This window comes from Rhodomicrobium lacus (assembly GCF_003992725.1).
Lineage (GTDB): Bacteria > Pseudomonadota > Alphaproteobacteria > Rhizobiales > Rhodomicrobiaceae > Rhodomicrobium > Rhodomicrobium lacus.
On sequence record NZ_RZNF01000012.1, the window covers coordinates 1420397 to 1433343 of the forward strand.

General features: G+C 64.9%; 10 protein-coding genes. 6 read left to right on the plus strand and 4 right to left on the minus strand.

All coding sequences use genetic code 11. The features are described from left to right. Positions 1-508: 508 nt before the first annotated feature. Positions 509-2566 carry a thioredoxin domain-containing protein gene (locus EK416_RS15905; protein ID WP_127079210.1) on the minus strand — a complete coding sequence of 686 codons (2058 nt, stop codon included), beginning with the start codon at positions 2564-2566 and terminating at the stop codon, positions 509-511. Positions 2567-2700: 134 nt separating this feature from the next. On the opposite strand from EK416_RS15905, the gene mnmE reads away from it, so the two are divergent. Further along, on the plus strand, positions 2701-4092 hold the full coding sequence (mnmE, locus tag EK416_RS15910) for a tRNA uridine-5-carboxymethylaminomethyl(34) synthesis GTPase MnmE (protein WP_127079212.1): 1392 nt from the start codon (positions 2701-2703) through the stop codon (positions 4090-4092). A 181-nt stretch (positions 4093-4273) separates the two neighbouring features. On the opposite strand, the gene EK416_RS15915 is transcribed toward mnmE, so the two are convergent. After that, entirely contained in the window at positions 4274-5254 is a 981-nt protein-coding gene (locus tag EK416_RS15915; protein WP_164730060.1) for a CBS domain-containing protein, read from the minus strand. A gap of 263 nt (positions 5255-5517) precedes the next feature. Between EK416_RS15915 and mnmG the strand changes: the two genes are divergently transcribed. Both mnmG and EK416_RS15925 read left to right on the plus strand, forming a co-directional pair. Continuing rightward, on the plus strand, positions 5518-7383 hold the full coding sequence (gene mnmG / locus EK416_RS15920; protein WP_127079216.1) for a tRNA uridine-5-carboxymethylaminomethyl(34) synthesis enzyme MnmG: 1866 nt from the start codon (positions 5518-5520) through the stop codon (positions 7381-7383). Positions 7384-7529: 146 nt separating this feature from the next. After that, positions 7530-8168, plus strand: a complete 639-nt coding sequence (locus EK416_RS15925) for a CatB-related O-acetyltransferase (protein WP_127079218.1) — start codon at positions 7530-7532, stop codon at positions 8166-8168. A 66-nt stretch (positions 8169-8234) separates the two neighbouring features. Here the strand turns inward: EK416_RS15925 and EK416_RS15930 are convergent, their stop codons facing one another. Next, positions 8235-8873 carry a hypothetical protein gene (locus EK416_RS15930; RefSeq protein WP_164729956.1) on the minus strand — a complete coding sequence of 213 codons (639 nt, stop codon included), beginning with the start codon at positions 8871-8873 and terminating at the stop codon, positions 8235-8237. A gap of 57 nt (positions 8874-8930) precedes the next feature. Between EK416_RS15930 and rsmG the strand changes: the two genes are divergently transcribed. The 3 genes from rsmG to EK416_RS15945 all read left to right on the plus strand — a co-directional run bounded on the left by rsmG (position 8931) and on the right by EK416_RS15945 (position 11454). Continuing rightward, positions 8931-9578: a 16S rRNA (guanine(527)-N(7))-methyltransferase RsmG gene (rsmG, locus tag EK416_RS15935; RefSeq protein ID WP_245434080.1), complete on the plus strand. Its 648-nt coding sequence runs from the start codon at positions 8931-8933 to the stop codon at positions 9576-9578. Beyond that, the gene (locus tag EK416_RS15940) at positions 9575-10411 is read left to right on the plus strand and encodes a ParA family protein (RefSeq protein WP_127079222.1); all 837 of its coding nucleotides are present in this window, start codon (positions 9575-9577) and stop codon (positions 10409-10411) included. The genes rsmG and EK416_RS15940 overlap by 4 nt, the downstream gene beginning before the upstream one ends. Before the next feature lie 116 nt (positions 10412-10527). Then, the gene (locus tag EK416_RS15945) at positions 10528-11454 is read left to right on the plus strand and encodes a ParB/RepB/Spo0J family partition protein (protein ID WP_127079224.1); all 927 of its coding nucleotides are present in this window, start codon (positions 10528-10530) and stop codon (positions 11452-11454) included. Between the two features lie 131 nt (positions 11455-11585). Here the strand turns inward: EK416_RS15945 and rimO are convergent, their stop codons facing one another. Continuing rightward, positions 11586-12932, minus strand: a complete 1347-nt coding sequence (gene rimO / locus EK416_RS15950; protein WP_127079226.1) for a 30S ribosomal protein S12 methylthiotransferase RimO — start codon at positions 12930-12932, stop codon at positions 11586-11588. Positions 12933-12947 lie beyond the last annotated feature (15 nt).

A 12947-nucleotide genomic window follows, 5' to 3' on the forward strand; every position in this document is an offset into this window, starting at 1 on the left:
CATCAAACGAAAAAGCGGAAATAGGCGTTGCGAAGCCGAAACCGACCCGGTTCCGGTACCGACTAAAGCAAGCAGCTACTATGACATCGTACGCACTTTAAGGCAAATCGCATGCGTGTTCTGGCACCCATCCCATTCTGGGCCAAAGAGCTTGTCTGGAGCCTTCTGCGAATTCCTATGGGACTAAAGAAGCCCTGATGTCGCGCAACGATGCTCCCGGAGCGGCTCCCCCGCTCCTGGCCTTGCAGTCATTCGAGGGGTTCAGTCGTTCGAGGCCGGATAGGCCCTCACAGCCTGCTTCGCATGCAGGACAGCGCCGCGCGGCTCAGCGCGTCGGCGCGCTCGAACCGGAAGGGTATCCGTTCCATCCGAAGCACGATACCGTGGAGGTTTCCTGGCTTGGGGGTCATAAAGCCCCGTTTCCAGCGCCGGCACGGTGGGACGCGGCTCGCGACGCAATCCCTGTATCGCGCCGCGTTGCGTTCCAGATAAAACCGGCGGCGCTCCGCTAAACGGGCGAAGCGGCCACCTGCACAGAAACGGCACGCTCTTCCTTAAGCCGCTCCTTCAGGGTAGCGGGATCTGTGATCGGTTCGGAACACCGCGGTCCGAAACAGATGTAGGCTGTCGTGTTGCCGCCGATAGCCTTCTTTCCGAAGGCAGGGGAGGAAGCCGGGAGCGTCTCGTCCGGGCTTACCCACTGCACGGTTGCGCCCGGCAAGGACACTTCCGCCAGAGCCCTGCGCCACGCGGCTGCGTCGGGACCGGCACGGTCGCCCGCGATGGCGATGGATTGCGGCGATATCAGCGTAAGCGCGCCGGAGAGAAGGCCGGTGTATCCGATGGCCATCGTCTGGGCCGCGCCCTGGAAAGCGGTCAGCAGACCGTCGGCGCGCGTCAGATAGGCGGCGTCTCCGGTCAGCGTATAGAGGTCCGCGAGGTTCTGCAGCATGGTCGCGTTCGCGTTCGGCACGGCGTCGTCACTCGCCGAGAGCGGGCGCAGGATGAGGTCGCTCGTGTCGTCCGCCGCGAAATAGTAGCCGCCCTGCTCCGCGTCGTAGTGACGGTTCATGATGGCAGTCCACTCCACCCCGTCGTCCAGATAGCGCGCCTCGCCCGTCACCTGATGGAGGACGAGAGCGGCGGAAATCATGTTGGCATAGTCGGCGGCCGTGGCGGGGCCTTTCAGCTTGCCGTCGCGCCAGGAGTGAAACAGGCGGCCGTTCTCGATCATGCGGCTTTTCACGAAGCCATAGGCATCCACCGCGAGTGCGATCCAGTCGGGCTGGACGAAGACGTCGCCGGCGCGGGCCAGCGCGCGAATGGCGAGGCCGTTCCAATCCGCCAGCACCTTGTCGTCCCAGCCCGGCTTCACGCGCCGCTCGCGCTCGGCGAGCAGCTTGGCGCGGCATTCATCCATCGCGCGCTCTTCGCTGCCGTTGAGCAGCGCCAGCGCCTTCAGGCGGTTCAGAATGGTCTTGCCTTCCCAGTTGCCGCCTTCCGTCACGTCGTAGGTCTGCGCGAAGATCGCGGCCTCTTCGCCGTGGCCGAGAATGTCGGTGATCTCCCGCGCGCTCCAGACGTAGAACTTGCCTTCGATACCGTCGGAGTCCGCGTCATAGGAAGCGGCGAAGGCGCCGCCCGGAACGATCATGTCGCGCTTGAGCCAGCCGATGGTTTCGGCCACGCGCGTCTTGAGGCGGTCGGACTGCGTTTCCTTCCAGACCTCGGTCATGAACTCGATGAGAAGCGCATTGTCGTAGAGCATCTTCTCGAAGTGCGGCACGAGCCAGCGCTCATCCACGGTATAGCGGGAGAAGCCGCCGCCGAGGTGATCGTAGATGCCGCCCTGACAGATATGCAGGAGCGTGTTCTTCACCTCCTCGATACAGGTCTTCAGATTGTAACGAAGGCCCGCGCGCCAGAGGAACTGGAAGATCGTGGTGTTCGGGAATTTTGGCGCGCCGCGAAGGCCCCCGTTCGTCGGGTCGATGGCGCCGATGAACTTTGCCGCGATGGCGGCAAGCTGCTCCTCCGAGAATTCGGGCGCCGCGCCGTAGTTCAGCCGGGGCGTGAGCCGCTGCTTCAGATAGGCGGTATTCTGCGCGATGGTCTCCTTTTCCTGCGCGTAGACCCGCGCGACGTTCACGAGCACGTCCTTGAAGGAGGGTTTGCCGAAGCGCGGCTTGTCGGGGAAGTACGTGCCGCCGAAGAAGGGCATGCCGTCGGGCGTGAGAAACATCGTGAGCGGCCATCCGCCCTGTTCCCCCAGTTCCTGAAGCGCGGTCATATAGAGGGTGTCGACGTCCGGGCGCTCTTCGCGGTCCACCTTGATGTTGATGAACAGCTGGTTCATCAACTCGGCGGTATCCTCCTTCTCGAAGCTCTCGTGCGCCATGACATGGCACCAGTGGCAGGCGGCATAGCCGACCGAGAGCAGCACGGGCTTGTCGAGCCGCTGCGCTTCCTCGAAGGCCTCCTGGCACCAGGGCCACCATTCGACCGGATTGTGTTTGTGCTGCTGAAGGTAGGGACTAGTCTCTTCGCTCAAACGATTTAACGCCATGAGGCAACCTTGTTGACTGCTTTGCCCAATGAAAGTCCGCCAGAAGCACGGCAAGCCCTCGGGACGATTATACCCAAATTTCGAAAATGTATCGTGCAACTTGTCTTTGAAGCCTTAAGAAGCAGGAAACGTTCATGACCATCTACGCGCTGTCGTCCGCGCCGGGCCGGGCCGGGATCGCCGTGATCCGGATTTCCGGGCGTGCTTCGAGAAAGACGCTGTACGAGCTTTGCAACGGACGGCTGCCTGCGCCGCGCGTGTCGAGCTTCCGGCGGCTGCGTCATCCAAAGTCACGCGAGATGCTCGACGAGGCGATGGTGCTCTGGCTTCCCGGCCCCGCGAACTTCACCGGCGAGGACATGGCGGAGCTTTATGTCCATGGCGGACGCGCGGTCGTGGCGGCGGTCATGAATGCTCTGGCCGACATCGGTCTGCGGCTGGCCGAGCCGGGGGAGTTCACGCGCCGCGCCTTCGGTAACGGCAAGCTCGATCTGACCGAGGCCGAGGGGCTGGCCGATCTCATCAACGCAGACACCGAAGTGCAGCGGCGGCAGGCGCTGGCGCAGCATTCGGGCGCGATGCGGGCGCGATACGAGAAATGGCGCCGCACGCTTCTCAAGGCGATGGCTTACGTCGAGGCGAGCCTCGATTTTTCCGACGAGGCGGACATCGCGGACGGTGCTTTCAGGGAAGCCGTGCCGGAGGCCCGCGCTCTCGTCGCCGATCTTGAGAGCGCGCTGGCCGATGGCCGCCGGGGCGAGATCCTGCGCGAGGGCATATCGGTCGCGATCGTCGGCGAGCCGAATGTCGGCAAGTCGAGCTTGCTCAACGCGCTCGCCGGACGCGAGGCCGCCATCGTCTACGACGAGCCGGGAACCACGCGCGACGTGATCGAAGTGTCGCTCGATCTTGACGGCTATCCGTTCGTGTTGCGCGATACGGCCGGTATCCGCGAGGCGACGAGCCCCGTCGAACAGGAGGGTGTCCGCCGTGCGCTGGCCGCAGCCGAGGCGGCCGACGTCGTTCTCGCGATGGTGGACGGTTCGCGCGAAGGTGCGGGCACGGCGAAGGCCAAAGCCGGCGGAGAGGCAGCCGCCTCGCCCCCATCCGCGCACATCGAGGGTGCCACCGTCACCTCATCGTCCGGTGTAAGGCTCCTCGTCGTGAACAAGGTGGACGTGGCTCCGTCACCCGCGCCCGGAAACTTCGGCAGCGAGGCGGTCTACATTTCCGCCAAGACCGGTCTCGGGCTCGATGCTCTGAAGGCGGCGCTCGTGCGGTTTGCTGGCGAGACCTATGGCAGAGGCGAAGCGCCGGCGATAACGCGCTTCCGGCATCGGCAGGAGATCGGGCGCGCGCGGCTTGCTCTTGCTCGGTTCCTCGAAGGCGTCGAAGCGGGTGAGGCGCCGGAGCTTGCCGCCGAACATCTGCGCGAAGCCGCCGACGCGCTCGGGCGCCTCACCGGTCGCCTCGATGTCGAGGATGTGCTGGGCCAGATCTTCGGCGAGTTCTGCATCGGGAAGTGACCGCAGCGACGGGAAGCCCCGCCCGTCGGCCGGAAGAAGTAAACAAACTGTTTCACATGAAACATCGGCGACTGAAAGGCGGTGAGCCCGAAGCAGCCCCAACCGGCTCGTGCGGAAGCCTGTGCGCGAAGGAAGGCAGGCCGCGGACCGCAGACCGAATGCGAGGGCCTTCCGGCTCGCACTACTCCATGATGCCGCCCCAGTGCAGGAACAGACCGATGTCGCCGAGATAGCCGTTCGGGAAGCTGAGCACGCGCGCTATCATGTGGAAGCCGCGATCCTTGAGGGTGCGCTCATAGCGCAGGAAGGTCTCGGCCGCCTCGCCGCGAAGGGTCGCTGGCCAGCCCGGCTCGCCGACATTGATCGCGCGGCCCCCGTCGCTGCAAAGCTCGGCCGGAAACTGGAGCACGAGATATTCCCGCTCGCCGCGTTCAGCCGCCTCGCGCGACCTTTGCAGGACCGTGAGCCACTCGTCCTCCGACAGGTGGGTGTCCACGAGTTGCTTCACGCGCGCCATGCGGTCGTCGCTTTTGACGTGGTCCTGGATTGCGCGCTGACGCAGTTTCTTCGCTGCTGCCTCCTGGGCGATGAGGCGGAAGTCGGAGGCGGTCAAAGGGGCATCGGGGCGCGGCTCCGGTGTGGCGGGCGTGGGTGGCGTCTTGTCCTTGTCGCGGTCGAAAGGATCGAAGTGCAACGTCCATCCGAAGATGCCTTCGCCCTGCGGCGGTTCCGGCTTCATCTGCGCGATGCGGGCGATGATGTCCGAGCGGCTGACGATCCCGACGAGCCGCCCCTCGCGCGTCACCGGTACGCGCTTGATGCCCGTGTCCACGAACATCTTGCAGATCTCCAGCACCTCGGCCCCGTCCGGCACGGTCATGACAGGAGCAGACATCACGTCGCGCGCGGTGAGGCGGGCCTGAAGTTTGTCGAGAAGAGGCTGCGCGAGCGCCTTCGGGTCCAGAAGAAGCGAGAGACGCCAGTCGTGAATTTTCTGCTGGTCCGGCGATCTGAGGCGAAGGAGGTCTCCTTCTGTGACGATCCCGACGACGACACCGCTGGAGTCGACCACGGGCAAGCCCCCGATCTGCTTCTCCATCATGATGGATGCGATCTTGCGGATGTCGGTGTCGGGCGTCGCCGTGATGACAGGTTTCGTCATGACATCTCGCGCCTGCATCGCTCTCTCCTTGAATTCATCAACGAATGACTGGACCTAATCGCAGAGGCGCCCTTTTGCTAGCGGTGGCGTCGCCGGACGATCCCAAAAAAGTGTCGCGTCTTTTCGCAAGTGCAGCAAGCGCCGCGTTCACGTGAAGCCATGCCGCCATTTCAATTGCGGCGCGGCGTTGCTATCTTCGGTGCGCGCCGAGTGGGGGTTCTCCACGTCGGCAGCATCTTCCCCGAGACGACAGGATGTGAGCGATGGCCGAGCGGGCTTTCGATGTGATTGTGGTGGGTGGCGGGCACGCGGGATGCGAGGCCGCAGCTGCCGCCGCGCGTCTGGGCGCGGCCACGGCGCTCGTCACGCACAAGGCGGCGACGCTCGGCGAGATGTCCTGCAACCCGGCCATCGGAGGTCTCGGCAAAGGGCACCTCGTCCGGGAGGTCGACGCGCTCGACGGGCTCATGGGCAGGGTCATCGACAAGGCAGGCATCCAGTTCCGCATGCTGAACCGCTCCAAGGGTCCGGCGGTGCAGGGGCCGCGCGCGCAGGCCGACCGAAAGCTCTATCGCCGCGAGATGCAGGCCGCGCTCGCCGCCCAGGACCGGCTGACCGTGGTGGAAGACGCTGTCGAGGATCTTCTGGTCGAGGGCGAGGCCGTGGCAGGCGTCGTCACGGCGAGCGGGCGCGAGCTGCGCAGCGGAGCCGTCGTCATCACCACGGGCACCTTCCTCAAGGGCGTCATCCATCTCGGCGAGACGCGAACGCCTGCGGGCCGTGTGGGGGAGGCTCCGTCCATCGGCCTCAGCGACCGGCTCTATGCGCTCGGCCTTCGGATGGGGCGCCTCAAGACCGGCACGCCCGCGCGCCTCGACGGACGCACCATCGACTTCGCGCGCCTCGCCCGTCAGCCCGGCGATGAGCCGCCCGTGCCGTTCTCCTTCATGACCGATCACATCGAGACGCCGCAGATCGCCTGCGCCATCACGGCGACGACGGCGGAGACGCACGCCATCATCCGCGCGAACATCCACCGTGCGCCGATGTACTCCGGCCAGATCGAGGGTGTCGGCCCGCGCTATTGTCCGTCCATCGAGGACAAGGTGGTGCGTTTCGCCGACCGCGAGAGCCACCAGATCTTTCTGGAGCCGGAGGGCCTCGACGATCCGGCCGTCTATCCGAACGGCATTTCCACTTCGCTGCCGGAGGACGTGCAGCGCGCGTTCATCGCGACGATCCCCGGCCTGGAGAATGTGACAATCATCCGGCCCGGCTACGCCATCGAATACGACTATGTGGACCCGCGCGAACTTGGCCCCACGCTCGAAGCGAAGCGGCTGCCGGGGCTCTTCCTCGCGGGGCAGATCAACGGCACGACCGGCTATGAGGAGGCGGCGGCGCAAGGCGTCGTCGCGGGCGTCAACGCGGCGCTGGCGGCGGGCGGCGGCGTGCCGGATTTCGTCGTGTCGCGGACGGATGGGTATATCGGCGTGATGATCGATGACCTCGTGACGCGCGGGGTGTCCGAGCCCTATCGTATGTTCACCAGCCGCGCGGAGTATCGCTTGCGGCTCCGTGCCGACAACGCGGATGAACGGCTCACGCCGCTGGGCGCTCGTGTCGGCTGCGTCGGTTCAATGCGCGAGGCTGCCTATGCCGCAAAAGCGGAGACCCTCGGCTCGGCGCGTCGGCTGCTCGAAACGCTCACGCTCACGCCCGACGAGGCGGCGCGCCACGGCATCGTGTTGAACCGCGACGGCCGCCGCCGCTCGGCCTTCGACCTGCTGGCACTGCCGGGACAGTCGGTCGGCGCGCTTGCCCGCGTCTGGCCGGAGCTGGCCGACCTGCCGCGCGGAACCGTGGAGCGGCTGGAAGTGGATGCGCGCTACGCCGTCTATCTCGACCGGCAGGAGGCGAGCATTGTTTCCTTCCGCAAGGACGAGGCCGTGGCCATTCCTTCCGCGCTCGACTTTACGGCGATCCAGGGACTTTCCAACGAGGTGCGGCAGAAGCTCGACCGCCATCGCCCGGCGACGCTCGCGCAGGCGGCCCGCATCGACGGCATGACGCCCGCCGCGCTGATGGTGCTGCTCGCTCATATCCGGAAGACGGCGCGCGCCGCGTGAGGATAGGCTGTACCCGCTGCCGAGCGTTAGCGCGATCCAAAGCCGGCAAATCTTTGTAACCGTCTTCGATTGACCCGCTATAAAGTAAACTCGACAAAAGGGCGCGACACGGCTTCGCTTGAACCGCCCATCATGGGATGCCCGTCATGATGCCGCCAGACCCAACCCGCCCTTATCCTATCGCCGAGCATCCGCGAGTCGGCTTTCTCAAGCCGCTCATCACCCGCCCAACCATCGTTGTGGGAGACTACACATATTACGACGATCCGCTCGGGCCTGAGCGGTTCGAGGAGGCCTGCGTTCTCCACCATTACGATTTTATCGGCGATCGTCTGGTCATCGGGAAATTCTGCGCCATAGCGACGGGTGTGCGGTTCATCATGAACGGCGCAAACCACGCCATGACGGGCTTCTCTACTTTTCCGTTCAACATCTTCGGCGACGCGTGGCGGGAGGGCTTCGATTTCGCGACGATCCAGGCTGGCTTTCGAGGCGATACGATGGTTGGGAACGACGTTTGGCTTGGAATGGAAGCGCTCATCATGCCGGGCGTCAACATCGGAGATGGCGCAATTATTGCCGCGCACTCGGTCGTCGCATCCGATGTTCCGGCTTACGCCGTGGTTGGCGGCAACCCGGCCCGGCTGATGCGCCGCCGGTTCGATGACGATATCATAGTGCGTCTCCAGGCGGTCGCATGGTGGGAGTGGTCCGTTGAGAAGATCACGCGGAATCTCGATGCGATACGCGGATCCGATATCGATGCTCTGGAGAAGGCGCACTAAGCGTTCGACGCTCGGCTTCGCGCCACGCCCCTTGCGAACGCGTCCACCGATGGCAGGCCGGGCGCCTCAGCGTTTCCGCGCCGTGGCGGTCGCCCTGCCGAGGGCGTCTCCGCAGCCTTTGCCCGCGAGGCGGTTATCGCAGAGCTGGATGCGGTCGAACCAGGCGAGCCATTCCTCGCCCTCCTCATGGGGCACGGGGATCGCGCCGGGCTCGAAGGCCGCGCCGCGCCACGACCGTTGCACGCCGTAAACCGCATCCCGGCCCTGAATCTGGAGGATGAGCGTATATTCACCCTTGCCGGTCGTCTTGTTCTCCGGGCAGGACAGCGCATAGAGCGCGGCGTCGTAGCCGCTCACCTTGCGGTCGGCGAGCTTCTGCATGGCGGTGGACTTGCAGGGCTGCGTCGCCTCGACCTGCTCCTTCATCGTCTCAGCGAGGGCGTCGTAGCGGAAGCCGGGGTCGCGCCATGTCTGCACGGTGACGAGGCGGTTCCAGTCGTCGGAGGTCTGCCCGTTCGGCAGGTAATCCACCTCGGCGAATTTCGGGCGGGTTTCGGTTTCCTGAACGGTCCAATCGGCGGACGGAACGGGAGCGATGAGAAACTCGGCCTCATCTGTGAACAACTTCGACGCCTCGGTTTGCGCGATGCCGCAAAGCAGCGCAACAAGAAGCGTGGGAAGGGCCATGGGAACGCGCGGCAGCATGCTGCAATCTCCAAAGCGCCCCCACTTGTACGGATACCATTCATGAGTGCTTCAAACGTGAACAGCGCCGCCGAATTTGCCCGGACCTTTCGTGTTTCACATGAAACAGTGGAAAAACTCGAATTGTACGAAAGGCTGCTCGTGCAGTGGCAGAAGGCGGTGAACCTCGTCGCCCCGAAGACAATTCCTCAGATATGGCAAAGACATTTCGCGGATTCGGCCCAACTCGTCGCGCTCGCGCCCGGCGCGAGAACGTGGGTCGACCTCGGTTCCGGCGGGGGATTCCCCGGACTCGCGATTGCTATTATGATCGCGAATCAGAAAGAGTGCGCCTGTGTGCATCTTGTGGAGAGCAACGCAAGAAAGTGTGCGTTTCTTTCCGAGGTCGCGCGGCGGACGGGGGCTCCCGCTCGTGTGCACAACATGCGCATCGCCGATGCCGCCGCAACGGGCGCGGTACCCGTTGCCGACGTCGTCACATCGCGTGCGCTGGCTTCGCTCGATGCGCTGCTGGATCTGGCCCACCCGTTCTTCGGTAATGCGTCAACCGGATTGTTTCTTAAAGGCCGCGAGGCCGAAGTGGAAATCGCTGACGCGCAGAAGCGATGGGCTTTCGAAGTCAGAAGCCACGCCAGCCTCAGCGATGCAGAGGGTCGCATTTTGGAAATCGGCAAGCCGATGCTCAGACAAGGTGGCGGGCAGTGACAAAGAGAAACCAGGCAGCAGGTCTTCGCGTCTTCGCGGTCGCCAATCAGAAAGGCGGCGTGGGCAAGACGACGACGGCCATCAACCTCGGCACGGCGCTGGCTGCGGCTGGCGAGAAAGTGCTGGTGATCGACCTCGATCCGCAGGGCAATGCATCCACCGGCCTCGGCGTGCCGGAAGAGGCGCGCCATGTGTCCACCTACGACGTGCTCGCGGGTGCGGCGGCGCTGGAACAAGCGATGACGCCGGCGGCGATCCCCGGCCTGTTCGTTGCCCCGTCCACCCGAGACCTCGCCGGTCTTGAGCCGGAAATCGCTGCGGCGCCGAACCGCGCCTACTTCCTGCGCGACGCCATCGCGTCGCTCCGCGCCTCCGAACTCGACCGCGCGCCCGCCGACCGTCTTTCTTATGTGCTCATCGACTGCCCGCCCTCGCTCAGCATCCTGACGCTGAACGCGCTCGCGGCCTCCGATGCGGCGCTCGTGCCGGTGCAATGCGAGTTCTTCGCGCTCGAAGGTATCCAGCAATTGAAGGAAACCATCGACTTCGTGCAGGCGAGCTTGAACCCGGGCCTCGAAATCCACGGCGTCGTGCTGACCATGCATGACGGCCGCACGCGTCTTTCCAATGAAGTCGCGGCCGAAGTTCGAAGCTTCTTCGGCCAGAAGGTTTACGACACCATCATCCCGCGCAATGTGCGCATCGCGGAAGCGCCGTCTCACGGCAAGCCGCTGCTCCTTTACGATCACACGAGCGCGGGCAGCAAGGCCTACATGGACCTCGCCGCAGAGATGATCACGCGCGAGGCGGCGGCGGCGGCAAAGGCGGCGTAACGGGTGCGGGGGCCGTTGCGACGCGGCCCGCATTCGGTGATTTGCGTGGGTGAGTATGTCGAGGGCTGCCGCCACGGGCGGCATGACATGATGACCATTTGCGACTGGAGAGCGACATGGAAACAAGATCGGGCGCTTTAGCGACGGGACCATCGCCCGTTCGGGGAAGCCGTCTTGGGCGGGGCCTTGCCTCCCTTATCGGCGATGCGACGCCGATTGGAACGCCTCGCGTCATCGCGGCAAACGGTGAGATCCGTCAGGTACCGATCGACCGCGTTCGGCCGAGCGCCTTCAATCCGCGCAAGAACTTCAACGAAGCGGAACTGGATGAGCTTGCCGGCTCGATCCGGGAAAAGGGCCTCGTTCAGCCGATCGTCGTCCGTCCGTCCGATGCGGCGCAAACCTCGTATGAGATCGTGGCTGGCGAACGTCGCTGGCGCGCCGCGCAGCGAGCTTCGCTTCACACCGTTCCCGTCATCGTCCGCTCGCTCAGCGACCAGGAAGCGCTCGAACTCGCGATCATCGAGAACGTGCAGCGCGCCGACCTGAACGCCATCGAAGAGGCGGGCGGCTACAAGGAACTCGTGGAACGCTTCGGCTATACGCAGGAAGAGCTTGCCGGGATCATCGGCAAGAGCCGCAGCCATCTCGCCAACACGATGCGTCTTCTGAAGCTGCCGGAGCCGGTGCAGGCGCTGGTTCGCGACGGATCGCTTTCGGCGGGACACGCGCGCGCGCTGATCGGACGCGAAGACGCTGAAACCGTCGCGCTCGATATCGTGAAAAAGGGCCTCAACGTGCGCGATGTGGAAGCGCTCGTGATGGGCAAGAAGGCAAGCGAGGGCACGGCCCCAAAGGGCAAGACCGCAGCGCCTTCAAAGGACGCCGACGCGCGCGCGGCGGAACGCGACATGTCCGATGCGCTCGGGCTTTCCGTGGTGATGAACCCCGGTTCCGGCGAAGCGGGCGAGGTCATCATCCGCTACAAGACGCTTGAGCAGTTTCAGGTGATCTACCGCGCGTTGCTCACGCAGAAGCGCTGATCCGACGCCTTTCGTCATGCGAACGGGTGGCCGCTTCGCATGAGTTTTGCCACGTGCCCTTCCGACGGCAACAGCGCCAGCGCGGTCAGCGCGAGGCGCTTGCATATGCGTGTCCGGGACCGGCGCGCCTGCTATTCCGCGACCGGCTCCGCCCAAAGATCGTAGTCGTCCGCTTCGACGATGGTGGCCCGCACGATGTCGCCCGGCTCCATGTCGCCCGCGTCCTCGAACAGCACCGAGCCGTCTATTTCCGGCGCGTCCCACGGACCGCGCCCGGTCGCGCCGTCTTCATCCACCTCGTCGATGATGACGTCGATCGTCTTGCCGACCTGGCCCGCGAGCACGGCGGCGCTCACCTCGCGCTGCACTTCCATCAGCCGCGCAAAGCGCTCGTCCTTCACCTCTTCCGGCACATGCCCATCGAGCGCACGGCTCGGCGCGCCTTCGACATTCTCATATTTGAAGCAGCCCACGCGAGTCAGTTTCGTTTCGCGAAGCCAGTCGAGCAGGACCGCGAAATCCTCCTCCGTCTCGCCGGGAAAGCCGACGATGAACGTCGAGCGAAGGCCGAGGTCAGGCACGGCCTCGCGCCAGCGGCGGATGGTTTCGAGCGTCTTTTCCTGATTGGCGGGGCGGCGCATGGCCTTCAACACGTTCAGCGAGGCATGCTGAAACGGGATGTCGAGATAGGGCAGGATCTTGCCCTCGGCCATCAGCGGCAGAAGCTCGTCCACATGGGGATAGGGGTAGACGTAGTGCAGGCGCACCCATGCGCCGAGCGAACCGAGCGCGTTGCAGAGTTCCGTGAGCCGCGCCTTCAACGGCGCGCCGCGCCAGTCGCTCGCGGCGTATTTCAGGTCGAGCCCGTAGGCGCTCGTGTCCTGGCTGATGACGAGCAGTTCCTTCGCGCCGCCTTCGACGAGCGCCTCGGCTTCGGCGAGCACATCGGCGGCGGGGCGGCTGACGAGGTCGCCGCGAAGCTGCGGAATGATGCAGAACGAACAGCGATTATGGCAGCCCTCTGATATCTTGAGATAGGCGTAATGGGGCGGCGTGAGGCGCAGCCCGGCTGGCGGCACGAGGTCGAGGAACGGCGCGTGCGGCGCGGGCGCGGCGGCGTGGATCGCGTTCACCACGGCGTCGTATTGGTGCGGGCCGGTGACGGCCAGAACATCCGGGAACGAATCGCGAATCCGCCGATCTTCGACGCCGAAACACCCCGTCACGATCACGCGTCCGTTCTCGGCCATGGCCTCGCCGATGGCGTCGAGGCTTTCGGCCTTGGCGCTGTCGAGGAAGCCGCAGGTGTTCACGACGACGACGTCCGCGCCATCATAGTCGGGCGAGATCACGTAGCCCTCGGCGCGAAGGCGGGTGAGGATGCGCTCGGAGTCGACCAGCGCCTTCGCGCAGCCGAGGCTGACAAATCCCACCTTGGGCGCGCTGGTTGCGGCCCGCTCTGCTACCGGCTTCGGCATTCGTGAAAATCTCGC

Excerpts from the sequence above, each read along its gene's own strand:
- EK416_RS15905 (WP_127079210.1), bottom strand. The coding sequence starts at position 2,566 with ATGGCGTTAAATCGTTTGAGCGAAGAGACTAGTCCCTACCTTCAGCAG.
- mnmE (WP_127079212.1), top strand. The coding sequence starts at position 2,701 with ATGACCATCTACGCGCTGTCGTCCGCGCCGGGCCGGGCCGGGATCGCC.
- EK416_RS15915 (WP_164730060.1), bottom strand. The coding sequence starts at position 5,254 with ATGACGAAACCTGTCATCACGGCGACGCCCGACACCGACATCCGCAAG.
- mnmG (WP_127079216.1), top strand. The coding sequence starts at position 5,518 with ATGGCCGAGCGGGCTTTCGATGTGATTGTGGTGGGTGGCGGGCACGCG.
- EK416_RS15925 (WP_127079218.1), top strand. The coding sequence starts at position 7,530 with ATGATGCCGCCAGACCCAACCCGCCCTTATCCTATCGCCGAGCATCCG.
- EK416_RS15930 (WP_164729956.1), bottom strand. The coding sequence starts at position 8,873 with ATGCTGCCGCGCGTTCCCATGGCCCTTCCCACGCTTCTTGTTGCGCTG.
- EK416_RS15945 (WP_127079224.1), top strand. The coding sequence starts at position 10,528 with ATGGAAACAAGATCGGGCGCTTTAGCGACGGGACCATCGCCCGTTCGG.
- rimO (WP_127079226.1), bottom strand. The coding sequence starts at position 12,932 with ATGCCGAAGCCGGTAGCAGAGCGGGCCGCAACCAGCGCGCCCAAGGTG.